The following is a 24,908-nucleotide window of genomic DNA, read 5'->3' as shown; positions in this document are numbered from 1 at the left end:
ACCGGCAGCGCCCCCATTTGGCGATCCACTTCAGCCGGGCCGATAATGGCGTGCATCTGCCTCTGGCTCTTTACGGTGCGCTGGCCGGCCGCGCAAGTCAAGATTGGTGCCTGTCTATTTATTGGCCGGCATAATTGCGTGTTGCAACAGCGGAGCGAACCTGGCCAGATGCAAGTTGCGGCGCGGCCCTTGCCCTGAAGTCGACCCGACCGGACGGTGCAATCAACTCGCCGCTTTCGCTCATGACCGGGGAAACGACCCCCGAGACGACGAGTGACGCCGGAGTCCGGTCACCGACCGCGACGGAAGGCGCGGCGCTGACGAAAGGGGCCGAGCCCCGGGCGGGCGGAGCCGGCCCGCGACACGGTCCACGCGTCGCGGGGGTCCCGGCCCACGCCGGAACCCCCGCGCTTGTTGTTGTCGGAACGGCCCGGTCAGCGCCCAGCGATCAGGGCGCCCATGGGGCGGCGATGTTCCAGGTGCTGTCGGCGGTCCACGACGTCGGCGTGTTGTACGCGTCGCCGCCGGCGCCGTTGCTGAGCCAGACCTCCGCGTTGTAGTGCCGCAGGTACCTACCTCGGAAGTTGTACGACTCCAGCGACACGCCGGTGCCGGTCAGCCCGGTACGGGCGCACCAGGTGGCGTCGGCGCGCAGCAGCGCTGAGCCGTCGTCCAGCGAGTTGCGGACCCGGGAGTTCTGGTGGCGCAGGTACTGCCCGGGGAAGTTGACCGACTCGAACGAGTAGCAACCGGCACCGGCCAGGCCGGGCCGGATGGCGTACGTGGCGTCGGCCTTGAGCAGGCTGGAACTCGCGGCGTCCACCACCTCCGTGTAGGCCAGGCTGTCCTGGTGGCGTAGGTAGCGGTTGGTGAAGCCGGGCGTGGTCACCTGCAACGACCGGCGGGTGTTGACCGGCAGGGCGACGGGTGCCGAACTGCCGATGGCCTTCGAGGCGTTGATCAGGGCGGTGTTGGCGGCGCGTACCCGCGCCTGGTCCATCTTGATCACCTGTCGGTCGTAGGTGAGGAACCCGTTCAGCTCACCCTCCAGGTCGGTGATCTCGGTGTAGATCGAGGCGCTGAGCCCCTTGCCGAGCATCAGGTTCTGGGTGCCCTGCACCAGCCCCACGTACCGGTCGGTGAGGGCGGTCGAACTGGACTGCCACTCGTACGCGAAGAAGCTGCCGCCAGGGCTGTACTCGTGGCCCGGCGTGTGCAGGCCCAGGCCGCCGAACTCACCGAGCACCGCGATCCGGCTGCTCGACGGTACGGGGGAGTCCGGGCCGAGGTAGACATGCCAGTCGTCGATGTCGCCGTTGCCGGGGTTGCCGAGGGACTGGCAGCAGTTGTGACCGCTGTGCGGGTTGACCAGACGTGTCGGGTCCTGGTTCTTGATGTTCTGTGCGACCCGCCGGGTGTCGGCGAGGGACCGCTCTCCCCAGCCCTCGTTGTAGGGCGTGTACGCGATCACGGCGGGTGAGCTGCGGTGCTCGTCGACGATCTCGCGTGCCTCGGCCTCGAACTGTGCCTGCTGGGCGTCGGTGGGGTTGACGTCCTGTGCGGTCAGCGACGGGATGTCCTGCCAGACCAGCAGGCCGAGCCGGTCGGCGTGGTAGAACCAGCGCTGCGGCTCGACCTTGATGTGCTTACGCACCATGTTGAAGCCCAGGTCCTTGTGTTTCTGCAGGTCGAAGGCGAGGGCGGCATCGGTCGGGGCGGTGTAGAGCCCGTCCGGCCAGAAGCCCTGGTCGAGGGTGCCGACCTGGAACACGAACTGGCCGTTGAGCTTGGGGCGCAGCACCCCGTTTACCAGGCCGGTGGTGATCTCCCGCATGCCGAAGTAGTGCGTGGTCCGGTCCACCGTGGCGCCGGTGGCGCCTCGCACTGTCACCCGGAGGTTGTAGAGGAACGGGTCGTCGGGTGACCAGCGGCGGGCGTTGGGCACCGGCACGCTGAAGTCGGTGAAGCCGCCGGTGGCCGAGCCCACCACTGTGGTGCCGTTCAGCGCCTCGGCGAGCACGCTGTGGCCGCTCACGTCGCCCCGGGTGAAGACCCGGACCCGCACTGTGTTGTTGCTCAGGTTCGGGTAGACGTCCACGCTGCTGATCGAGGCGGCGGGCACCGGCTCCATCCACACCGTCTGCCAGATGCCCGAGCTGGGGGTGTAGAAGATCCCGCCAGGTGTCTTGGTCTGCTTGCCGATGGCGGGCAGGCTGCCGTTCTGCCGGGTGTCGGTGGGATCCCAGACCTTGACGACGATCTCGTTCGTGCCGGTGGTGAGCTGGGGTGTCACGTCGAAGGTGAAGGCGTCGTAGCCGCCGGTGTGCGCGCCGACGCGGACACCGTTGACCCAGACGGTGCTCTGCCAGTCGACGGCGCCGAAGTGCAGCAGGGTGCGCCGACCCGACCAGTTCGCCGGGATGGTGACGGTGCGTCGGTAGAACAGGTAGTTGCGGTTGTCGTTGGCGGCCCGCTGGATGCCGGACAGGGCGCTCTCCACCGGGAAGGGCACGTTGACCCGCTCGGGCAGGTTGGTGCCGAACTGCGGGGCGTCGTCGGTCGTCGACTGGCGTAGCTGCCACTCGCCGTTGAGGTTGAGCCAGTCCGGCCGCGTCATCTGGGGTCGCGGGTACTCGGGCAGTGGTGTGCCGGCCAGCGCCTGGCTGGTCCAGGGGGTGGTCAGTGGCGGCGTCTTGGCCGGTGCGGCGTACGCCGACGAGGCGGGCGCGGCGAGAACGCCGGCGACCAGTGCGATGGCGAGCAGCAGTGGCAGGGCGGGGCGGATGGGGACGTGACGTGTCATGCCGTCTCCGGGGGAGGAGTCGCCGCGGGCGGTGCAGCCAGGCCCGAAGCGCGTGGGTGGTGGGCATCGGGTGGTCATTGACGGGGGACGGGCGTCAGCGACGGATGTCGGTGGATCTCCACGCGCCAACGGTGACCGGCATATTGACATCCATCATCACCTGTATAACGTTATAGAGCCGTGCCGACCCTCCCGTCAATGCTTGTTCATCAATGTCCGGTCGGCCCGCCGGTCGAATTCGCGAAAGGTTGGGGATGGGCGTCAACCTGAAGGACATCGCCCAGCGCGCCGGTGTCTCCCTGGCCACGGTCTCGAACGTGGTGAACGGATACCGGCCGGTGGGGGAGCGGACCCGACAACGGGTGCAGCAGGCGATCGACGAACTCGGCTACAGCCCCAACCTCGGCGCCCGGCATCTCCGTCGGGGCCGCACCGGCCTGATCGCCCTGGCCGTCCCGGAACTGACCAACCCGTACTTCGCCGAACTCGCCGAGATCGCCATCTCCGAGGCCGCCGCGCTCGGCTACACGCTCGTCATGGAGAACACCGCCGCGGACCGGGAGGCGGAGCTGGCGCTCCTCGACGGCTCGCGACAGCGCATCATCGACGGCCTGATCCTCAGTCCGGTGCGCATCGGCCGGGAGGAGGTGCTGGCCCGGACGGCCGGCAGCCCACTCGTGCTGATCGGCGAAGGCGTCTACGACGTGCCACACGACCACATCGCCATCGACAACGTCGCCGCCAGCCACGCGGCTATCCGGCATCTCGTGGCGATCGGCCGCCGCCGGATAGCGTTCATCGGCGCCACCCCGGGCGGTGACCGACAGTCGGCCCACCTGCGGGTCCGGGGTTACCGGGAGGCACTGGCGGCCGCCGGCCTGCCCTACCGACCACGGTTGGTCGCCGGCACCGACGCGTTCGGTCGGCTCGACGGCATGCGCGCCGTGCGTGACCTGCTCGCCCTCGGTGACCCGCCGGACGCGGTGTTCGGTTACAACGATCTGGTCGCCATCGGCGCGCTGCGGGCGCTGGCCGAGGCCGGTCACCGGGTGCCCGAGGACGTCGCGGTTATCGGGATCGACGACATCGAGGAGGGGCGGTTCACCGCCCCGACCCTCACCACGATCGCACCGGACAAGAGGGAGATCGGCCGTCTCGCGGTGCGCCGCCTCGTCGCCCGCATCGAGGGCGCGGAGGTCGCGGGGCCGTTGACCGTGCAGACACCGTTCCGGCTTCTCCGCCGGGAGAGCACCGGCACGCCGGACGCTGACCACCGGTCGCCCACGAGCCCCGCGAGATCCATACCGCCGGTGGTACGACCCAGAGAGGATGACCCACGAGATCCATAATCCTCAATATGATGACCGCTATCTCGACTACGGTGCGCTCACGAGGCGTGCCATCCTGATGCGGAGGAATGCATGGTTCGCTGGCGTACCCTCACTGGCCTGCTGGCCACCGCGTTGGCCGCGGTGACCGCGGCCAGCCTCACCCTCACCGCGCCGGCCGCCGCGGCCGACAGCCCCGTGACGCCGAACGTCGTCGGCGGCACCCGCGCCGCTCAGGGCGAGTTCCCGTTCATGGTGCGTCTCTCGATGGGCTGCGGCGGGGCGCTGTACAGCCCCCGTCTGGTGCTCACCGCGGCGCACTGCGTGGGCGCGACCGGCACCAACACCAGCATCACCGCGACGCTCGGGACGGTCGACCTCCAGTCGTCCAGCCGGATCACCGTCCGGTCCAACTACGTCTACCGTGCCCCCGGCTACAACGGCGCCGGCCGCGACTGGGCGCTGATCCGGCTGGCCAGCCCCGTCACCGGGCTGAGCACGCTGCCGATCGCCAGCACCACCGCGTACGACAGCGGCACCTTCACCGTGGCCGGCTGGGGCGCAGCGCGCGAGGGCGGCGGCCAGCAGCGCTACCTGCTGAAGGCGAACGTGCCGTTCGTCAGCGACTCCACCTGCAACGCCAACTACGGCGGGGATCTCATCCCCGCCCAGGAGATCTGCGCCGGCTATGCCAGCGGCGGCACGGACACCTGCCAGGGTGACTCGGGCGGTCCGATGTTCCGCCGCGACGCCGGCAACGCCTGGATCCAGGTCGGCATCGTCAGCTGGGGCAACGGCTGCGCCCGGCCCAACTACCCGGGTGTCTACACCCAGGTGAGCTACTTCGCCTCGTCGATCGCCTCGGCCGCGGCGAGCCTCGGCGGCTGACCGTACGACGGGACGGCCAGCCAGCGCGCCGGCCGCCCGCCGCCGCTCGGGCGGCCCGGACGACACGGTCCGGGCCGCCCGTTGGTGCCGTCCCGCCGGGTGGGCGGCGAGTGGGCCACCCGACAGATTCGGCGGGCCGTCAGTGCGCCGCCGGCCGCAGCGGCGATGATGTGCCGGTGAAGATCCTGTCCATCCAGTCGTCGGTCGCCTACGGTCACGTCGGCAACTCGGCGGCGGCCTTTCCGCTGCAACGCCTCGGGCACGAGGTCTGGCCGGTCCTGACTGTGCACTTCTCCAACCACACCGGGTACGGCGCGTGGCGGGGCCCGATGCTCCCGGCGGCGGACGTGGCGGAGGTGATCGCGGGCATCGAGGACCGCGGTGTCCTCGGCAGCGCCGACGCGGTGCTCTCCGGCTACCAGGGCGACCCGGCCATGGGCGCGGTGATCCTGGACGCGGTGGCGACGGTGAAGGCGACCAACCCGGCCGCTGTGTACTGCTGCGACCCGGTGATGGGCGACGCCGGTCGGGGCATGTTCGTCCGGCCGGGGATTCCGGAGTACCTCCGGGACACCGTCGTGCCCCGCGCGGACATCATCACGCCGAACCACTTCGAGCTGGACTTCCTCGCCGGTCGCACCACGAACTCACTGGCCGAGGTGCTGGACGCGGTCGACGTGGTGCGCGCGACCGGACCACGGCACGTCCTGGTGACCAGCGTGCTCCACGGCGACCTGCCGCCGGACTCGCTGGAGGTGGTGGCGGTCTCCGACGAGGGCGCCTGGGCGGTGACCACGCCGCTGCTGCCGATCAACCCGAACGGTGGGGGCGACGTCACCGCGGCGCTGTACCTCGCCCACCTGTGGACGACCGGGTCACCCGCGACCGCGCTGGAACGCACCATCGCCTCCGTCTACGCCGTGCTCGAGGCCACTCTCGCGGCAGGCACCCGGGAGATCCAGCTGATCGCGGCGCAGGACGTCATCGCCGACCCACCGGCCCGCTTCACCGCCCGCCAGCTGCGCTGACGGCGGGTCGCTGACCGCGGACCGGCTGCGTTCGACGACGGTCGCTGACCGCGGACCGGTGGCGGTCAGCGGCCCTCGGGAACGGCCATCTCGCCGAGCAGCGACCAGTCCTCCTGCGGCACCGTGGCGTTCACGATCCGCGGAGTCTCGGCCAGGTGGGGCGGCAGGGTCTCCTGGGCCGTGCGGAAATGCGCGGACTGGACGTGGGCCGCGCCGGCCTGGTCGTCGCGGAACGCCTCGACCAGCACGTACTCGGTGGGATCGTCCACGCTGCGGGACCAGTCGAACCACAGGCAGCCCGGCTCCGCCCGGGTCGCCTCGGTGAACTCGGCGGCGATCTGCGGCCACCGGTCGGCGTGCTCGGCCAGGACCCGGAACTTGGCGGTAATGAAGATCATGGCCCCAGGCTACCCAGCCGGGCGGGCGCGGGCGACGACCTCCTCGGGGGTCAACGGTGCCTTCGGGTGGTGCGTCAGGCACAGCGGGGTGCGGACCTTGACGAACGAGAACCCCTCCCCGGCCGCATAGAACTCACCGCTGTTGAGCAGGCCGATGTCCGGCAGGCGCCCGCCCTTGGCCTCGGCGAGCTGCCGGGCCGCGTCGATCTGCGCCGGCGCGTTGAGCAGCCCGAAGAACTGCGTCGTCGCGTTGCCGGAGATCTGGTTGTGCAGACCCTTGGGCGCCTGGGTGGCGAAGACCAGCCCGAGCCCGTACTTGCGGGCCTGCGAGGCCAGCGCGATCGAGCTGGCGGTGCAGGCCGTGGTGCCGGTCGAGGGCGCGAGCGTCTGCGCCTCGTCCATCACGAACAGCCCACCCAGCGGTCGGTCACCGGCGGGGTGCCGCTTGATCCACGCGAAGAGCGCCATCTGCAACTGGTTGACGAAGCTCTGCCGCTCCTGGTCGGAGGTGAGGCCGACGAAGCTGATCACCGACACCCGGGCCCGCCGCCCCGCCGACGGCGTCAGCAGTAGCCCCGGGTCGGCCGGCGCGCCGACCCCGCCGAAGAGCGGATCGGTGACCATCGCCGCCTTGAGCGCCTCGGCCAACTCCTCGGCGAGCTTTCCGGCGCGGGCCAGCCGACTGACCCCCTCGGGCAGATCGGTGAGGAACTCGGTGAAGCCCGGCAGGCCGACCATCCCGCTGCGCGCGTACGCCTGGAGGGCCTCGGTGAGGACGGCCTTGCCCTGCTGGGCGAGCCGGCCGGAGCGGTCCACGCCCGCCCGTGGCGCGAGCGCCTCCACGGCGGAACGGACGGCCTGGTCGAACTCGTCGGGCCAGTCCCGCAGGGAGGTGAAGTCGGGCAGCGGCTGGAAGCTCAGCGGCCGACCGGCGGTGACCCGGGGCGTCCACACCACCACCTCGGTGTGTGCGAGGTAGTCGGCGGCGCGTTCGGCGTCGCCGGGGCCCCAGCCGCCCGGCGGGTCGGGCCACGGGTCGCCGAGCCGGGCCAGGTCGTTGTTGGGGTCGAGCACGATCGCGGAGACCCCCTCGCGCGCGCACTCCTCGACCAGCCGACGGATCAGCACGGTCTTGCCCGAGCCGGACCCGGCGAACACGACCGCGTGGCGGCGCAGCGACTCCAGGGGAACCGTGAAGGGGTGACCACCCTCGACGGTCCGCCCCAGCCCGACGGCCCGACCGCCCTCGCCGACCACGGGGTCGGCCGGGTCAGCGGGTACGGACTCGGCCGCCGCATCGGTCGACAGGCCAGCGGGGGCGTCGGCTTCCGCCACGTTCGTCGGGTCGGATTCCGGGCCACCCAACGGTGGCTCGTCGTCGTCGGGCGTCGGCGGCTGGGCACCGCCGCGCGTCCCGTCGGGCCCGGGCAGGACCGCGCGGAACAGTTCGGTGCCGCTGGCCGGACGGCGGGCCACCAGCCACTCCTGCAAGGCCGTGGACGGTTCGGCCGCCATCACCCGCAGCGCCGCGAAGACCCGCAGGTCCGCCTCCGGCACGGCACACCGCAGGCCGCCGGCCGCGTCGAAGCCGGTCAACACCTCGGTCGTACGCTTCCCGGTCGGCCACGGACCGTTGCGCAACAGGATCAGCCGCCGTTGTGGCAGATCCCGGTCCAACCCTGCGAGGGTGCAGGCGGCCTTGACCCGGGCGGTGACGGCGATGGCGTTGGGGTGTGCGATGGCCCGGAAGCACCAGTGCGCCTCGTTCTCGGTGGCCTCGTCGAGCACCTCGATGAGCCGCCCGTGCAGCGCGGGCTTGCGGCCGGGCGGCGGATCGTACTTGTAGGTGGCGCCGGTCGGCGCCTGCTCGGCGATCCAGGCGGCCAGGCCGGCGGCGAGCAGCGGCGGCATGTGCTCGTCCTCGCCCTTCGGGTCGACGGCGGCCGACACGTCCGCGGCCTCGACCAGTTCGGCGAACCGCGCGTCCAACTCGTGCAGGCGGCGCTCGTCCGTGGTCGGATCGGCGGAAGCGCCGCGGACGGTGCTGACCGTCGGCGTCGAGTCGGCGCCGTCGATGAGCCGGTCCAGCTCGACCACCTCGTCGCGATCACGACACCAGGCGATGTGGCGGTCCACCCGGCGGAGCAGGGCGCGTGGCGTCAGGGTGGGTGCGTCGGCGAAGGCGGCGGGCGCGATCGGCCAGGTGGGGTGCGGTGGCCCGAAGTACATGCCCGCGAAGGCGGCGGCGAGGCGCTTCGCCACGATGGCCTGCCCGATCTCCGGGGTGGGGATCCGGTCCGGCAGGGTCGCCGTACGGAAGCGGTCAGCGACCGGGGTGGGCGCCGTGCGGGTCATCAGCACCCAGGTGTCCGGCAGGCACGAGACGACGACCAGCGTGCGGCGGGTGATGTCGCGCAGCTTGAGCAGGCCGTCGGCGATCGGGCCGAGCACCTTGGCCTGGCCGTCCTCCAGCCCCTGATGCTGGTTGAGCAGTGAGGTGCTGGTCTGGGCGAACAGCGTGTCGAGCTGGTCCACGGCGATGACTGTGGGGTCCAGGGTCAGGGCCATCAGCCGGGAGATGTCCTGTACGACCTGCTGCGGGGTGCGGATCGCGGCGCTCAACCCCCACGCCGCCCGCGCGACCGGGTCACCCGGTTCGGAGATCAGGTGGGCGTAACCGACGTCCTGTGCCTCGAAGTCGATGGCGCCGTGCAGGACGAGCGCCCGCGCGGTGTCCTGGGCGTCCCGCCCGACCTCCCGATCGCGCTCGCGCAGTGCCCAGATGAAGGTGTCGAGCTGCGCACGGGTCACCGGTCGCGCGCCGGCGACCGCATCGCGGACCTCCACCGGCAGGCCGAGCTGGGGGGTGAGTCGACGCAGGAAGGTCTTCAACTGGGTGCCCCAGCCAACGTGGGGGCGGCCCATCCCCTCCACCAGGGCCAGGGCCACGCTCTCCCAGAACGTCTTGCCACTGACCATGTCGACCAGGAAGAAGTAGCCGCCGTCGCCCTGGATCCGTTCGCGGACCGCCCCGAGCAGGTGCGTCTTGCCGGCGCCCGCGCGGCCCTGCATGGCCACGCCGAGCGGCATGCTCGTGTCGTCGGTGCGGGCCCGCGCCACCCCGCGCAGGATCTCCGCGGCCACCTTCTCGTGCAGCTCCGGCACGTTGTGCGGGCTGGGTCGCCAGACGTCGTCCGGGGTGACCGCCGGGTTGAGACTGACCGCTTCCAGCGCGGCCCGCTGGTCGTCCGAGATCATGCCGGGCCGATCGCCAGGGCGTGGTTGTCCTCGTTCCCGATCCGGACGGCCGCGGCCCGGTCCCGTGCGGTCAGTGACTTGGTGTTCGCCACCGGGATGATGCGGACGTCCTCCCGGCCGACCATCGCCCGCAACGCCGCGTCGAGGGCGGCCCGGTCGGTGTCGGCGAGCCGGTCGCGGACGTCGGCGAGGCCGACCCAGGCGCCCGGCGCGGTGGCCAGATCCCGGTACGCCGAGCGAACCAGTGCCTCCACCTCCGCCGCCGACACCGGTGCCGCCGCTGCCGGTGCCGCCGTCGTCGCTGTCACCGTGGGTGCCGGTGCTTGGTGTTGCGGCTCGCTGGTCGCCGGGGCGGCCGTTGCCTCGGTCTGCTTGAAGAAATCGCCGTGGCTGACCCGGAGCCGGTCCAGCGAACGGTGCAGGTTGGACAGGACGACGAACAGGGACCGGGTCGTCGAGCCACCCTGCTTCGGCGGCGCGGCGGTGTGCAGCTGACGTGCCACCCGCCAGCCCTGCTCGGTCAGCTCGTGGGCGAAGGGCCGGTGCGTCCGATCGGTGTCGACCAGGCCCAGGTCGACGAGCTTCGTGTTGTCCTTGCCGGTCAGCGTGAAACCGGCCAGCTCTTTCAGCTCGACGTTGGTGAGTCGACGTGCCTCGACCATCAGCACCACGAGGGCGTTGATCTGGTTCGGCGTCAGGTGCGGGACGTCCGCCGGGCTCGTCATGATGTCTCATCTCCGTGGGGGTGCGTGCCGCCCGCGCGTCGCCGGGCCAGTAGCCGACGGATTCCGTCGACCACCGCCGGCGCGTCGGTGAGCACCTGCTCGTTGGTGAAGCGGAGCACGTCCAGCCCGAGGAGTTGCAGCTGTACGTCTCTCCGCCGGTCGTTGGCGAAAGCGATTCGCCCACGATGCTCCGGGCCGTCCACCTCGACCGCAAGACCCTCCGTGGGCCAAAACAGATCCAGACGGTACGCCGCGGCCAGGACGTGCCACTCGTAGGTCTGGTTCCATCGCCGGCCCCGCGCCCAGTCGTGCGGCGCGAGTGCGCGTTCCAACGCCTGTTCGGCGGCGCTGTCACGGCGGGGCACGCCCGCGATCGGCGGCCAGGCCAGCACCGTCGACTCCGGCTCGGCGGCGAGGGCCGGAAGCCGTTCGGTAGTGCTGGCCAGCCCGGCGAATGGCTCCGGCACCGGCATGGGCACCGAGCGCACCCGGTCGGCGTGGCGCAGCGGCCTGCCGGCCAACCACACAGTGAAGCCGCCGTGCCGCACGAGCCACTCGGCGGCGGCCACCAGCGTCCGCTCGGCGTCGGCGTCGGCGTCGGCGTCGGGCAGGGCCATGACGAGTACGCAGCTCTGCCGGTCGTACGCGTCGGCGATCACCCGGGCGAGCCCGGCGGCGCGTACCCCCGGGGCGAAGCGGGACCGTCCGCAGGGGTGGTGCGGGCCGCGCAGCCCTCGCTCGGCGAGGTCGGCCAGGAACGGGCCGAAGTGCCGGGAGCGGGCGGCGGTACGGGCCGCGAGGGCCCGCACCGCCGCCACGCCGAGCGTGCCGTCGCTGTCGACATGGTCGGCCCCCGCCAGCCAGCGGGGGAACATCGCGAGGGCCGCGGTGTCCAGTTGGTCGAGCACTGTGTCCACGAGGTCACCGAGAGGACGTGTCACAGTGGGCCGGTAGTGCACGATCGCGGGTGCTGCCGGTGGTAACGGGTCGAGTGCCACCCGCAGCAGCTCCGGGTCGATGCCCGGCAGGTGACTGACTCGCCCCGTCGGCGGGGCAGCCCACCAGGCCCTTCTGGCGTCGCCGTTGGCCCGGACGGGGTGCGCCATGGCGGCACCCTACGACACGGGCGGGAGTGTCCGGGGACCCCTCGGTAGCGAGGCGGTGGGCTCGCGACTCAGCGCAGCCGGCGGATGTCGCCGTACGCACGGTAGTAACCACCGCGGCTGGACTCGCGCACCTCGGTCACCAGGTAGCGGGCGCCCGGCTCGCGAATCCCCTTGGGGAACTGCACCGACCAGTCGCGCCGGTAACCGTCGGAGAGCACCTGAACCCGCAGCCGCCCCCGATCGTCCAGGCACTGCACGACCACGCCCGCGCCCGAGTCGCTGGTCACCTCGACGATGGTCGGCTGCACCGGCTGGGGTGCCTGGCGGGGGGCCTTGATGTCGCGCACCTGGGGCACGTTCCCGGCCTGCGCCGCGCGGATCGCCGGCTCGCTCGCGTCGATGCAGGCCAGATGGCCGCCGGTGGTGACGACGTAGAGCCGGTCGTCGTGGTACTGCATGGAGTACGCCGAGCCGCAGCCGGTGCCGAGCTTCCACAGACGGGTGCCTGCCGCGTCGAAGCAGTAGATCGAGGACTGGCTGTCACCGGCGAAGACGTACTCGCCGCCCTCCGCGGTGGCGCAGGAGAAGACCGGGGCGTCGCACAGATAGGTGCGTTCGTGGCGACCCGACTTGGACAGCCGCACCACCTCGCGGCTGCTGGTGCCGGCGAAGACACTGCCGTGCTCCTGCCAGCCGAAGAGCACCGAACCGGTACGGGTGTGCCACAGTTCGCTGCCGGTACGCCACTCGTAGCCGGTCACGCCCTGCGAGTGGCCGTGGTAGATGGCGTCGTCGTCGCACCGCACCATCCAGGCCGAACGCCCCCGCCCGGGGCGACGCCACAGGAACTCGTCCTCGTGGTCGACGGCGGTGATCCCGCCGTTCGCGTCGGAGACGCCGAGGACGCCGTCGTGGATGTCCAGCCAGTAGATGTCGATCTCCGGGGCGATCGCGTAGGCCACGCGGGGCACCTTGCCGGACAGGTCGTAGACGTTGCCGTCGTCGCAGCCGGCGTAGATCCAGGCGTCGTCGGCGACTATGCACTTCACGCCGTCGGGAAGGCGGACCTGGCTGCGCACCTGGGCGTCGTGGTCGAGCGTGGTGATGACTCCGTGCTCGTTGCCGACCATGCAGTGCTGCCCGTCGACGAAGATGCCGAAGGCGGGGCCACCGGAGTCGTAGCGCCAGAGCACCGGGGCGGTGTGGGCGGTGGAGCGGGTGCTCACGATCTGCCGCCGCGACACCGTGCGCTTCTGGCGGACGCCGGGGACCGCCGGCGCGTAGCCCTTGCGGACCTTCTCGCCGATCTTCTTCGCCGCGGCGGCGCGGGCGCGGGCGTTGTCCGGATAGGCACTCGCCTTGACCTGCCCCTGGTCGCCGATCCGGCCGTAGCGCACCGTCAGCGTGGCGTTGTCGACGATGACCTCGTAGAACTTGTGCGCACCGTCCACTTCGGACAGTTCGAGGTAGGTCGTCTCCTGGGACATGGGGGGCCTCCGAGGGTCAGCGAGCGGCGCGATCCGGCCGGCGCGGCGACAGTGACCACACGTTAACGGCGCACCCCGACAGAATCGGCGTCCGGCCAGCGCACCGCGTCGTCGCGGAGCACCGCGTGCGCGCCGACGCTCTGGTTGACGATCTGCGTCACCCGCATGTCGACCGCGATGCTGGCCAGCGCCACCGCGTCCGCGCGGCTGAGGCCGTGCAGCCGCTGCATCAGTGTCAGCATCGAGTTCAGGGCGGTGAACGTGGCGTCGTCGAGGGAGGCGCCGACGCCCAGGGTCAGCCACGCGTCGGGGGTACGGGCCACCGGGCCGGTGACCGGAAAGTCGTCGCGTACGTCGAAGGTCAACGTCACCTCGTCCATCGGACACTCGATCGCGGTGCCGCCGACCTCGCCGTCACCCTGTGCGGCGTGCCCGTCCCCGACGGAGAACAGCGCGTCGTCCACCGGGATCGGCAGCAGGAGGGTGCTGCCGGCGGTGAGGTCCCGACAGTCCAGATTGCCGCCCCAGGGGCGCGGTGGGATCGTCGAGTGAAGCCCCGGTTCCGCGGGTGGCATGCCGAGCACTCCCATGAAGGGCCGCAGCGCGATCGTGTGGCCGTGCTGGTTGCGGCCGGTCATCGTCACCGGGTCCAGCGCCCAGGCGTGCACCACCGGTTGATCCTGCACGCCGTAGCGCTGGTTGAACCCGCTCGGCCAGCCGCCGGCCACTGTGGTTCCCCAGCTGCCCGGGACGACCGCGTCGATGCGTACCGCGAGGGTCTGGCCGGCGCGCGCACCGCGGACCGCGACCGGACCGATCAACGCGTGGCCGTGGTCGGGTCGGTGCTGCGCTACCCGGGGTCGGTCCCGGTTCGGCCCGCCGGGGTACGGGCCGGCGGACCACCAGCAGTCCAGGGTGCGATAGGTGACGGTGTCGCCGGGGTCGATGGTGAGCACCGGCGGGAAGTCGGGGGAGAAGTGGCCGTGCAGGCTGTCGTCCCCGGGCGTGAGGGTATGTCGCATCAGTGCAGGCTAGTGGCCACGTGCGGCGGGCAGGCAGGTGCGCGGTGGGTGCCGGGCGCACCCACCGCGCACGACTCAACCGGGCGATGTCAACCCGAGGTGCAGGAGCGAATCTGTGGGCGGGCGCTGCTGTTGCCGTTTGTCATCGTGGTGAAGCCGAAGGTGTTGCCGCTGCCGTTGGACCGCATGGTCATGACTGTGCCGCTGCTGTCCCAGGTGGCGGTGCCGTTCCAGATGGTGGTGACCCGCTGCGGCGAGGTGATGGCAATGACCACCGTCCACGTGCTGGCGCCGCTGACCGTCACCGACGTGTTGTACCGGTCGCCCCAGACGTTGGGGGTCGTGGCGGTCGCGGTGCAGGTGCCGCCAGCGGGCGGCGGGGTGGTGGTGGGCGGCGGGGTGGTGCCGTCGGGCGCGACCGCGCGGCCGGTGGACGGCGAGATCATGCCGGGGCACAGGTTGCGGCTGGTCAGGTTGGCCATGATCTGGGGGATGGCGTCACGGGTGTTCTGGATCCCATCGTGCATCAGGATGACCTGACCGGCTTGGAGTCGGCTCGCGTTGGCCACGATCTGGCTGACGCTGGCGCCGTTCCAGTCCTGGGAATCCACGTCCCAGATCACCTGGCGCATGCCCAGTGACGACGCGACGGACTGCAACGTGGAGTTGGTCTCGCCGTACGGCGGCCGGAACAGCACCGGTCGGCTGCCGGTGGCCGACTGGATCGCCGAGCTGGTCTGGGAGAGGTCCGACTGCATCTGAGCCTGGCTCATCGAGGTCATGTGGGCGTGGTTCCAGCTGTGGTTGGCCACCCACATGCCGGCGGCCACCTGTGCCTGCGCGGCCGACCGGTTGTTCTGGACGTTCTGCCCGACGTTGAACATGGTGGCCCGTACGCCGTTGGTGCGCAGCACGTTCAGCAGCGCGCTGGTGCTGCCGGTCGGACCGTCGTCGAAGGTGAGGCCGACGTAGCCGTTGCAGGCGGCGGCGCTCGACGGGGTGGAGGTGGCCGCGAGGACGACGCCGCACATGGCGACGGCGGTGGCCAGGACGGCGAGCGCCGCGCGCAACCGCCTGGACCACAGGGCCGTGCGGGGGAAGAGCCTGCTCATCTGGTGCCCCTTCGCGCAGGCCCGGACGCGTCCCGGGGCGGGCAGCACAGTCCGGACAGGTGTGGATGAGTGGGTAGGTGGAGCGGAAACCGCAACGAAGCCGATCGCATTGACCTCAATGGATCGGAGTATTACAGCGAGAATTCCAACGCGTCAACAAGTTCCGGAACATCCTCGAAACAACGCAGGAAACTGTCCGGCGGTTGACGCAGGCAAGCCTCGGTCGGGGCGGCGCCCCGACGCCGCCTCGATCACGTCAATCGATACGTCTGGCCGTCACATGATCCGGAAAGTGGCCGGAACTATCGATCGTCGATCTCCAGATCACCGTCCTGCCCGCCGCAACCTAATAGTAAAGATTGTGAACAGAGGATGTTACAGTCACTTCTGTCGATATCCGTCTCGGGTTTCGGCCAGTGAGGTCCCTGAAAGGAGTCATCACATGACGAGACTGCGCGCGCTGGTCGCGCTGGCGGCACTGATCGTCACCGCTGGGCTGGTTGCGGTCATCCCGGCCACCGCCGCCTCGGCGGCGGCCTGCTCGGCGTCGTGGCAGGCCTCGGCCGTCTACTGGGGAGACGCCCAGGTCTCCCACAACGGCCGCAACTACCGGGCGAAGTGGTGGACCCAGAACGAGGCGCCGCCGGGCACGACCGGTGTCTGGGAGGACCTCGGCGCGTGCGGCGGGGGCAGCACCCCGCCGCCCACCAATCCGGGCGGCTTCGTGGTCACCGAGGCCCAGTTCAACCAGATGTTCCCAGGTCGCAACTCCTTCTACACGTACTCCGGCCTGGTCGCGGCGCTCAGCGCCTACCCGGCGTTCGCGCGCACCGGCAGCGCCACCGTCCAGCGCCAGGAGGCCGCGGCCTTCCTGGCGAACGTCTACCACGAGACCGGCGGGCTCGTGCACGTGGTCGAGCAGAACACCGCGAACTACCCGCACTACTGCGACTACGGCCAGCCGTACGGCTGCCCCGCCGGTCAGGCCGCCTACTACGGGCGGGGGCCGATCCAGCTCAGTTGGAACTTCAACTACAACGCCGCGGGCAACGCCCTCAACCTGCCGCTGCTGACCAACCCGTGGCTGGTGCAGACCGACGCCTCGGTGGCCTGGAAGACCGGTATCTGGTACTGGATGACCCAGAACGGGCCGGGCACCATGACCGCCCACAATGCGATGGTCAACGGCGCCGGGTTCGGTCAGACGATCCGCAGCATCAACGGCTCGATCGAGTGCAACGGCGGAAACCCCGCCCAGGTGCAGAGTCGCGTCACCAGGTACCAGCAGTTCGTCGGCATCCTCGGGGTCTCCGCCGGAGCCAACCTCTACTGCTGATCCGTGGCCGGGCCTCGGCGTCCGTCGTCGGACGGCGTCGGGGCCCGGCGCATCGGCGGCCGGTGCCCGACGCGGGTGGCGGCCGTTTCGGCGCATCAACCCGTTGACACGGCCGTGCTGCGCCCGGAACTATCAGCGGCAGTCCACCCGCCCCGGCTCCCGTTGCTCACGAACTCTTATGACAACGATGTCAGGGCTCCGACCGCCACCCGCTCCACACTGCCCTGACGTTCGACGTACTCGACCCGGTTCGAGTCGAAAGGCTCCGTCCCTCATGTCGCACACCCCCCTTGCGCGCCCTCTCTCACCCCGCCTGATCGCGGCGACGACAGCCGCCCTGCTACCGCTGGGCCTGCTCGTCGCCGCGCCCCTGGCGAACGCCGCCCCCACCCCCGCAGCGCCGGGCAACTTCACCTCCTCGTTCGAGTCCGCCGACCCGCAGCCCGCCACCAGCACGGTGGAGGTCGGCCCGAACGGAAAGCCGGTCCAGGCCAACCTGAGCGGCAAGGTCTCCACGCTGCCCGGCAGCCTGCTCGGCCAGGTCAGCGCCGTGACCGCGAGCGACGAGAACCAGCCGCGAGAGATCGCCGCGAACCTCAAGGACGACGATCCGTCGACCAAGTGGCTCGTGTTCGCGTCCAGCGGCTGGGTGACCTACCAGCTCGCCAAGCCGACGACGGTGGTGCGCTACTCACTGACCGCTGCCAACGACGCACCGACCCGCGACCCCCGGGACTTCGTCGTCCAGGGGTCGAACGACGGCAGCACCTGGACCGACCTGGACAAGCGCGCCGGCGAGAAGTTCAGCGGGCGCTTCGCCACCAACACGTACAGCTTCACCAACCCGAACGCCTACGGCTTCTACCGGCTCAACATCACCGCGAACTCCGGTGACTCGCTCGTGCAGCTCGCCGACTGGAACATCAGCGACGGCTCGGACGTCCGCCCGCCTGCCACCCCCATGGTCAGCGAGGCGACCGCCGGCCCGAACGGCGGCTACACCACGAAGCCGGACGTCGGGTTCACCGGACTGGCCGCGCTGCGCTACTCCGGCGGCGCCGAGGGCAACGGCCGGTCGTACGCGACAAACAAGCTCTTCGACGTCACCATCCCGGTCGGGCCGAAGACCCGACTGTCGTACAAGATCTTCCCCGAGTTCACCAACGGGGACGGCCGGTACCCGTCCACCTACGCCGCCGTCGACCTGCACTTCACCGACGGCAGCTACCTGAGTGGTCGTTCGCCCGCCGACCAGCACGGCTACCCGCTCACGGGCGCCGGTCAGGGCGCCTCGAAGGTGCTCTTCGCCGACCAGTGGAACCTGGTGCAGGCCGACCTGGGCACCATCGCGCGCGGCAAGACGATCGACCGCATCCTGCTCGCGTACGACAATCCTCAGGCCACCGGCGAGACCCGGTTCCAGGGTTGGCTCGACGACATCGAGCTGACGGCCACGCCGGCGTCGATCGACGGCTCGAAGCTGACCAACTACGTCGACACCCGACGGGGCACCAACTCGACGGGCGGCTTCTCGCGCGGCAACAACCTGCCGATCACCGCCGTGCCGAACGGGTTCAACTTCTTCACCCCGGTGACCGACGCGACCTCCGACTCCTGGGAGTACGAGTACCACCGGATCAACAACGAGGCCAACCTGCCCATGCTCCAGGGCCTCGCGATCTCCCACGAGCCCAGCCCCTGGATGGGTGACCGCAACCAGATGTCCGTCATGCCGGTCGTCGGTGGCGGGCCGCTCACCGGTCAGCCCGCCGGTCGTGCGCTCGCCTTCAGCCACGACGACGAGACGGCGCAGCCGGACCTCTACCGGGTCACGCTCCAGAACGGCCTGGTCGCGGAGATGTCGCCCACCGACCACGCCGGGATCATGCGGTTCACCTTCCCCACCGGGCAGCAGACCGGAAGCCTCGTCTTCCACAACGGCACGTTCACCATCGGCACGGACGGCACGTTCACCGGTTGGGTCGACAACGGAAGCGGCCTGTCGGCCGGGCGTAGCCGGATGTTTCTCTCCGGCGCCTTCGACCGGGCGCCGACGGCGTCCGCAGCGACCTCGGCCACCTTCGACATCTCCGGCTCGCGGGAGGTGACGATGCGTCTCGCCACGTCGTTCCTCTCCGTCGACCAGGCGCGCCGCAACCTCGATCTGGAGGTCACCGGCAAGAGCTTCGACCAGATCCACGCCGCCGCGACGGCCGCGTGGAAGGACCGGCTCGGCCGGGTCGAGGTGCGGGGCGCCAACGAGTCGCAGTTGGTCACCATGTACTCGAACCTGTACCGGCTGAACCTCTACCCGAACTCGCAGTCGGAGAACACCGGCACCGCCGCCGCGCCGCGCTGGCAGTACGCCAGCCCGGTCTCAACGCCGACCGGCGCGTCGACCCCCACCCGGACCGGCGCGAAGATCGTCGACGGGCAGATCTACGTCAACAACGGCTTCTGGGACACCTACCGCACCGTGTGGCCCGCCTACGCGCTGCTGTACCCGGACGTCGCCGCGAAGATCTCCGACGGGTTCGTCCAGCACTACCGCGACGGCGGCTGGATCGCCCGCTGGTCGTCCCCCGGCTACGCCGACCTGATGACCGGCACCAGCGCGAACGTGGCGCTGGCCCAGGCGTACCTCACCGGGGTCAAGCTGCCCGACCCGCTCGCGGCGTACGACGCGGCCGTCAAGGACGCGACCGTCGCGTCCGGGCGCAGCGCGGTCGGGCGCAAGGGCATCGAGAGCTCCCTGTTCCTCGGCTACACGCCGACGTCCACGGGGGAGTCGGTGTCCTGGGCGCTGGAGGGCTACATCAACGACTTCGGCATCGGCAACATGGCTGCGGCGCTCGCCAAGGACCCGGCCACGCCGAAGTCGGAGCGCGCCCGGCTCAAGGAGGAGTCACGGTACTTCCTGGAGCGTGCCCGCAACTACGTCCACCTCTTCGACCCGAAGACGAAGCTCTTCCAGGGCCGCGACGCCGCCGGCAACTTCCTCGCCGGTGACCCGCTGGACTGGGGTGGCGTCTACACCGAGACCAACGGGTGGAACTTCGCGTTCACCGCCCAGCAGGACGGCCAGGGCCTGATCAACCTGTACGGCGGGCAGAAGGCGCTGCGGGACAAGCTCGACGCGTTCTTCACCACCCCGGAGAACGCCGACCGTCCCGGTGGGTACGGCGGCGTCATCCACGAGATGCTCGAGGCGCGCGCGGTGCGGATGGGTCAGCTCGGCATGAGCAACCAGCCGTCGCACCACATCCCGTACATGTACAACGTCGCGGGCGCGCCGGCCAGGACGCAGGAGACGGTACGGGAGATCCTGCGCCGCCTCTACGTCGGTAGCGAGATCGGCCAGGGTTACCTGGGCGACGAGGACAACGGCGAGATGTCGTCGTGGTACATCCTCAGCTCGCTGGGCATCTACCCGTTGCAGGCCGGGTCGTCCGAGTGGGCGATCGGCTCGCCGCAGTTCACCCGGATGACAGTGCACCGCAGCAGCGGCGACATCGTCGTCAACGCGCCGAACAACAGCACGGCGAACATCTACGTGCAGGACGTCAAGGTCAACGGCAAGAAGCAGCGCGGCCTGTCAGTGGACGTCGCGACGCTCGCCAAGGGCGGCACCATCGACTTCCAGATGGGCTCCAAGCCGTCGTCCTGGGGCAGCGGGAAGAACGACGCGCCACCGTCGCTGACCAAGGGTGACGAGGCGCCGAAGCCGTTGCAGGATGTCACCGGCCCCGGTCTCGGCACCGCGACCGCGACCGGCGGTCAGGACGCGTCGAAGCTGTTCGACGACTCGTCGACCACGCAGCTGACGTTCACCTCGGCGACCCCGCAGATCACCTGGGCCTTCCGCGGTGGCAAGCAGAAGCCGAAGTACTACACGGTCACGTCCGGGGCCGGTGCCGGCGATCCGGCGGACTGGCGTCTGCAGGGCTCCAACGACGGCCTCACCTGGACCACAGTGGACTCCCGCACCGCCCAGGTGTTCCCGTGGCGCAACCAGACCCGCCCGTACTCGATCGACAAGCCGGGACGGTTCGCCCAGTTCCGCCTCGCCGTCACGAAGACCGTCGGCGCCGCGCAGACCAACCTCGCCGAGGTCGAGCTGCTCGCCGGAGGTGACCTCGACCTCGGGGGCGGCGACATCACTGTCACCGCGGCGGACGCCGTGCACGCGACCAGCGGCGTACCCGTCTCGGTGCCGCTGGCCACCGTCACCGGCGGCGACGCCAGCGGCTACCAGGCCACCATCGACTGGGGTGACGGCACGCCGGCCACCGCGGGCACCGTGACGTTGAGCTCGCGGGCCGTCTACCGCATCGCCGGGTCGCACACCTACACCACACCCGGCTACCACCAGGCGAACGTCACGGTGACCGACGGCGAGAGCCAGAGCTCCGCGACTGTCGGCGTCGAGGTGGCGTACGCGCCGGCCTCCGGCCTCACCGCCGCGTTCGACAGCGTCTGCGTCGGCGACGAAGGGGTCCTGGCGGCGGACTGTGACGCCAAGTCGTGGGCGTACTCGCGGGCCGCCCTGGCGGCCGGTGGTGTGACCCAGGGCCAGCCCCAGCAGGTTCCCGCAACGGCGCTGCGGTTCACAGTGCCGGTGATCCCGGCCGGGCAGCCGGACAACGCCACCGGCAACGGGGCGACTGTCGTCCTCGACCTTCCGCAGGACGCGAAGAGCATCTCGTTCATCGGCGCCGGTACGCAGGGCAACCAGAGCACCACCGGCACGGCGACGTTCAGCGACGGCAGCACGGCCAGCATTCCGATCCAGTTGAGCGACTGGACGCTGGGCGGCAACGCCAACGGCACCCCGTCCTTCGGCAACGTCATCGTCGCCCGGACGGCGTACCGGTTGCAGGGCACGAGCCGCGACGGCGCCCAGCCGTTCCTCTTCGCCACCGCGCCGTACCAGATTCCGGCGGGCAAGACGCTGGTGTCGGTGACCCTGCCGACGCAGACCGGTGACCCTCGCTCGGCGGGTCGGATCCACGTGTTCGCCGTGGCCAACGACGGCACGCCCGCCCCGGCGCTGACGACCGCCGCCCCGAAGAACCAGACGGCCACCGCCGGGCAGGCCCTCGCGGCGAACCTCGGCGCGGTGACCGGCGGCGTTCCCGGTACGACGGGCTACCGCGCCCGCGTCCAGTGGGGTGACGGCACGGTTCCGGACGACGTGACGATCGGCGCGTCCGGCGCGATGAGCGGCCAGCACACCTACGCACGGGAGGGCACCTACACGGTGCGCGTCACCGCGTGGGACACGCTGTCGAGCAGCACCGAGTCCTTCACCGTGACCGTGGCTCGGGGCGGATCGCAGCCGGCGATCGCGCTGTCCGCGTCCGGCACCGTCGCCACCGGTGGCGCGATCACCGTCAGCGGCAGCGGCTTCGCCGCCGGCGAGCAGGTGACCGTCAGCGTCGGCACCGACCCGGGCCGGACCATGAAGGTCGCGGCCTCCGCGACGGGAACGGTCCGCGCCTCGGTGCCGACCTCCGGTGACGCGCAACCCGGCCGGTACGCCGTCACCGCGACGGGCGCGTCCTCGCGTACGCCGGCCACGGCCACCGTCCAGGTGACCGGGGAGCCGGAGGCGCGGACCTACCAGCCGCGGGTGGTGCTGCTGACGACCTCGGGCCCGCGCGGCACGTCGATCATGGTCGACGGTTCCGGGTTCGCGCCGAACGAGGTGGTCACGATCGCCTTCGGGACCGGACTGGCGGTCAGCACCGTGCGCGCGAACGGTGACGGCGTCATCTCCGGCGCGACGGTCAGTGTTCCGGGTGCGGCAAAGGCGGGCGCGACCAGCGTCGCGCTGAACGGCGCCACGTCGGCGACGAAGGTGTCCCGACCGTTCACCGTCACCGGCTAGCACCGAGCCGGGGACAGTACAGCCGCGTGGGGCGGGCCGTGATCACGGCCCGCCCCACGCGCTTGTCGCGCAATCCACTGTTAGCGTCGTCTGCCATGGCCGATCACGCGCTGCTCGCCTCGGGGCGCGACGCCGACGTCTACGCGCTCGACGAGTCGCGGGTGCTGCGCCGCTACCGCCAGGGCGGGGACAGCGCGCCCGAGGCGGCGTTGATGGCGTACCTCGCGGCCGCCGGCTACCCGGTGCCCGCGGTGTACGACGCCCAGGGGCCCGACCTGGTGCTCGAACGACTCGACGGCGAGACTCTCCTGGCGTCGATGCTCGCCGGGCGCACCGGCGTCGGCGCGGCCGCCGACCTGCTCGTGGGCCTGCACGACCGCCTCCACAGCGTGCCGGCCCGGTTCAGCGCCGACCCGGCGGACCGCGTCCTGCACCTCGACCTGCATCCACAGAACGTCATGGTGACCTCGCGCGGGCCGGTGGTCATCGATTGGCGCAACGCGACCGAGGGGCCGGCCGACCTGGACGTGGCCATGACCGCTCTCATCCTCGCCGAGGTGGCGGTCAGCCCGGACCCGCACCTCGCCGATCCTGCTCGGGACGGCCTCAATGCCTTTCAGCGACGCGCCGAGCCGCCCCGGGCCAGCCAACTACGGCACGCCGTGGATCTGCGTCAGGTCGACCCCGCGCTGTCCGCCGTCGAGAAGTCCGCACTGGGTCGCGCCGCCGCCCTCGTCCACACCCGCGTCGGCTGAGGCAGAGCCGAGCCCCCGGTCGGGCTGAGCGCCACGTCGCGGGGACAGGCGGTTCTGCTGCTGTCACGACGCGTCCTCTCGTGGGTGTGATGCTCTTCAGCGACATACCTGGGAGTCATATCTATACCTCTGAGGTATATCGCTCTCCGGGCCGTCAGCACCCCGCGAGGGCTGCCCACCGACGCGGCGTTCGATTCGACCTCAACCTGCTCGCGGCGCGCCCAGTCGGAGCTGCCAGCGCGCGCCCCGGCTGGTGAGCCGGACGACCGCCAGGGGCTCCACGTCCACCTGCTGGTACGTCGCCATCGGAAGACCGAGGGCGTGCACCACCGCGACCCGGATCACCAGTGGGTGGGTGACCGCGATGACGCGTCCACCGGCTTCCTGCTGCTCGTCCAGCCAGTTGCCCACCCGATCCCGCACGGCCGTGACTGACTCACCGCCGTGCGGCGCGGACTCCGGCGCGGACAGCCAGTCGTGCAGCGCCTGGGGCTGCGATTCAGCGATCTCCTCAAGCGACCGTCCGGACCAGTCCCCGTAGTCACAGTCGGCCAACGCGGTCTCGATCGTCGGCAGCAGGCCGAAGGCGTCGGCGGTCTGTCGGGCGGCCACCGCGGGGCTGGACAGGCAGGTGGCGTTGACGCCGAGAGGCCCGCGCCGGTCTGCACCCGCCTGGGCCTGGGCGAGTGCGGCACGCAGGCCACCCTCGTCCAGGCCGTCGTCGGCGCCCCCGAAGCGGGCCCGACGCAGGGCGGCGGTGTGACCGTGGGCGACCAGCCGGAGGCTGGTGCCGGTCACGTGCTCGGCAGTGCGGTGCCGGCCCGGCGACGCCGCTCGTGGTGCATCAGGGCCGCGAACAGCAGGCCGATGCCGGTCCAGAGCACGACCTGGGTGCCGAGCGAGGCCAGTCGGAAACTCCACAGCAGGGTCGCCGGGAAGTCCGCCGGAACCTCCTGGAAGGACGGCATCACCACGTACGACACTGCCGTGACCAGCAGGAACCCGCCCACGGCCGCGGCGGCGCGCAGCCACGTCGGCGCCTGGGCACCGACCGACCGGTAGCCCAGCGAGCCGGCCCACACGGCCACCAGCCCGAGCACCACCATCAACAGGTAGGTGACGGTCCGTTGGTTGATGGTGGCCGGGTCGCCGACCGCCGGCGGGTTCGCCGGGTACTTGAGGAACGGCACGATCACCGCGCCGAGCAGCGCCGCGCCGGCCAGCAGCAGACCCGACCGCCCGTCGTCGTCGCCGCGCCGCCGCCGGGACAGCAGGACGTACGCCGTGGCCAGCAGGCCACCCATCGCGGCCCCGAACAGGCCGGTGGCCAGGAACAGACCGCCGCGCTGACCCGTGCGGCTGACCAGGGCGTCCTCGTGATCGTGCGCACCAGCGGCGGCCGGTTCGGCGTGCGTCGCCGCCTCCTCGATGGCGATGGCTGCCTCGACGTGCGGTTCGCCGGCGACGTACGCGAACGCCCCGGCGAGCAGGCCGGCGATCAGGCCGGCCAGCAGCCCGCGAACGAGGACGGCGGCGAACGGGGGAGTGGTGGTGGTGTTCAGTGGCACGGGACACCCAGCAGGTGCCTGCCGTCGTGCATCAGCTCGTGCAGGTACATCCCGCTGCGCGACACCGACCCCTGGTCGAAGGCGACGAGGTACGCCAGCAGGGTGAGCACGGCAACGGTCGCCAGAACCGTCCACAACAGACGGACACTGCCAGCGGGGTGCACCACGGGCTGGCTGGAAGCGGAGCTAGACATGAATACACGA

At 71.0% G+C, this 24,908-nt stretch carries 17 protein-coding genes; 6 read left to right on the top strand and 11 right to left on the bottom strand.

Going from position 1 to position 24,908, the window contains the following annotated elements:
• Nucleotides 1–448: 448 nt before the first annotated feature.
• Nucleotides 449–2,803: an AbfB domain-containing protein gene (locus GA0070561_RS27335; RefSeq protein WP_091406847.1), complete on the bottom strand. Its 2,355-nt coding sequence runs from the start codon at nt 2,801–2,803 to the stop codon at nt 449–451.
• Nucleotides 2,804–3,057: 254 nt separating this feature from the next.
• Here GA0070561_RS27335 and GA0070561_RS27330 point away from each other — a divergent pair, with 254 nt between their 5' ends.
• The 3 genes from GA0070561_RS27330 to pdxY all read left to right on the top strand — a co-directional run bounded on the left by GA0070561_RS27330 (nt 3,058) and on the right by pdxY (nt 6,047).
• Complete coding sequence (locus GA0070561_RS27330) at nt 3,058–4,152, top strand: LacI family DNA-binding transcriptional regulator (protein ID WP_091406846.1); 1,095 nt, start codon at nt 3,058–3,060, stop codon at nt 4,150–4,152.
• Nucleotides 4,153–4,224: 72 nt separating this feature from the next.
• Nucleotides 4,225–5,019, top strand: a complete 795-nt coding sequence (locus tag GA0070561_RS27325; protein ID WP_091406845.1) for a S1 family peptidase — start codon at nt 4,225–4,227, stop codon at nt 5,017–5,019.
• A gap of 176 nt (nt 5,020–5,195) precedes the next feature.
• A complete protein-coding gene (gene pdxY, locus GA0070561_RS27320; RefSeq protein WP_091406844.1) occupies nt 5,196–6,047 on the top strand; it encodes a pyridoxal kinase PdxY in 852 nt (283 codons plus the stop codon).
• 65 nt (nt 6,048–6,112) lie between these two features.
• Here the strand turns inward: pdxY and GA0070561_RS27315 are convergent, their stop codons facing one another.
• The 7 genes from GA0070561_RS27315 to GA0070561_RS27285 form a co-directional block, all read right to left on the bottom strand.
• Nucleotides 6,113–6,445, bottom strand: coding sequence for a putative quinol monooxygenase (locus GA0070561_RS27315; protein WP_091406843.1), 333 nt, complete (start codon nt 6,443–6,445; stop codon nt 6,113–6,115).
• Between the two features lie 9 nt (nt 6,446–6,454).
• Nucleotides 6,455–9,703, bottom strand: a complete 3,249-nt coding sequence (locus GA0070561_RS27310) for an ATP-binding protein (protein ID WP_091406842.1) — start codon at nt 9,701–9,703, stop codon at nt 6,455–6,457.
• Nucleotides 9,700–10,428 carry a hypothetical protein gene (locus GA0070561_RS27305; protein ID WP_091406840.1) on the bottom strand — a complete coding sequence of 243 codons (729 nt, stop codon included), beginning with the start codon at nt 10,426–10,428 and terminating at the stop codon, nt 9,700–9,702. The genes GA0070561_RS27310 and GA0070561_RS27305 overlap by 4 nt, the downstream gene beginning before the upstream one ends.
• Nucleotides 10,425–11,534 carry an endonuclease domain-containing protein gene (locus GA0070561_RS27300; protein ID WP_091406838.1) on the bottom strand — a complete coding sequence of 370 codons (1,110 nt, stop codon included), beginning with the start codon at nt 11,532–11,534 and terminating at the stop codon, nt 10,425–10,427. The genes GA0070561_RS27305 and GA0070561_RS27300 overlap by 4 nt, the downstream gene beginning before the upstream one ends.
• 68 nt (nt 11,535–11,602) lie before the next feature.
• Nucleotides 11,603–13,021, bottom strand: coding sequence for a WGR domain-containing protein (locus tag GA0070561_RS27295; RefSeq protein ID WP_091406836.1), 1,419 nt, complete (start codon nt 13,019–13,021; stop codon nt 11,603–11,605).
• Nucleotides 13,022–13,083: 62 nt separating this feature from the next.
• Entirely contained in the window at nt 13,084–14,043 is a 960-nt protein-coding gene (locus GA0070561_RS27290) for an acetamidase/formamidase family protein (RefSeq protein ID WP_091406835.1), read from the bottom strand.
• 89 nt (nt 14,044–14,132) lie between these two features.
• Nucleotides 14,133–15,155 carry a polysaccharide deacetylase family protein gene (locus GA0070561_RS27285; RefSeq protein WP_091406833.1) on the bottom strand — a complete coding sequence of 341 codons (1,023 nt, stop codon included), beginning with the start codon at nt 15,153–15,155 and terminating at the stop codon, nt 14,133–14,135.
• 442 nt (nt 15,156–15,597) lie between these two features.
• Here GA0070561_RS27285 and GA0070561_RS27280 point away from each other — a divergent pair, with 442 nt between their 5' ends.
• The 3 genes from GA0070561_RS27280 (at nt 15,598) to GA0070561_RS27270 (ending at nt 23,136) form a co-directional block, all read left to right on the top strand.
• Nucleotides 15,598–16,491, top strand: a complete 894-nt coding sequence (locus tag GA0070561_RS27280) for a glycoside hydrolase family 19 protein (RefSeq protein WP_091406831.1) — start codon at nt 15,598–15,600, stop codon at nt 16,489–16,491.
• A 274-nt stretch (nt 16,492–16,765) separates the two neighbouring features.
• Nucleotides 16,766–22,381: a GH92 family glycosyl hydrolase gene (locus GA0070561_RS27275; protein ID WP_091406829.1), complete on the top strand. Its 5,616-nt coding sequence runs from the start codon at nt 16,766–16,768 to the stop codon at nt 22,379–22,381.
• Nucleotides 22,382–22,476: 95 nt separating this feature from the next.
• Nucleotides 22,477–23,136 carry a phosphotransferase gene (locus GA0070561_RS27270; RefSeq protein WP_091406827.1) on the top strand — a complete coding sequence of 220 codons (660 nt, stop codon included), beginning with the start codon at nt 22,477–22,479 and terminating at the stop codon, nt 23,134–23,136.
• Nucleotides 23,137–23,337: 201 nt separating this feature from the next.
• Here the strand turns inward: GA0070561_RS27270 and GA0070561_RS27265 are convergent, their stop codons facing one another.
• The 3 genes from GA0070561_RS27265 to GA0070561_RS27255 are packed head-to-tail and all read right to left on the bottom strand — an operon-like array spanning nt 23,338 to nt 24,898.
• Nucleotides 23,338–23,934: a histidine phosphatase family protein gene (locus GA0070561_RS27265; RefSeq protein ID WP_208603867.1), complete on the bottom strand. Its 597-nt coding sequence runs from the start codon at nt 23,932–23,934 to the stop codon at nt 23,338–23,340.
• Entirely contained in the window at nt 23,931–24,704 is a 774-nt protein-coding gene (locus GA0070561_RS27260) for a CbtA family protein (protein WP_091406825.1), read from the bottom strand. Before GA0070561_RS27260 ends, GA0070561_RS27265 begins: the two co-directional genes overlap by 4 nt.
• Nucleotides 24,695–24,898 carry a CbtB domain-containing protein gene (locus GA0070561_RS27255; protein ID WP_091406823.1) on the bottom strand — a complete coding sequence of 68 codons (204 nt, stop codon included), beginning with the start codon at nt 24,896–24,898 and terminating at the stop codon, nt 24,695–24,697. Before GA0070561_RS27255 ends, GA0070561_RS27260 begins: the two co-directional genes overlap by 10 nt.
• Nucleotides 24,899–24,908 lie beyond the last annotated feature (10 nt).

It is taken from the genome of Micromonospora saelicesensis (assembly GCF_900091575.1).
Classification (GTDB): Bacteria; Actinomycetota; Actinomycetes; order Mycobacteriales; family Micromonosporaceae; genus Micromonospora; species Micromonospora saelicesensis.
Note: the sequence above shows the minus strand (reverse complement) of the source record. Positions and strands in the feature narration are given on the sequence as shown.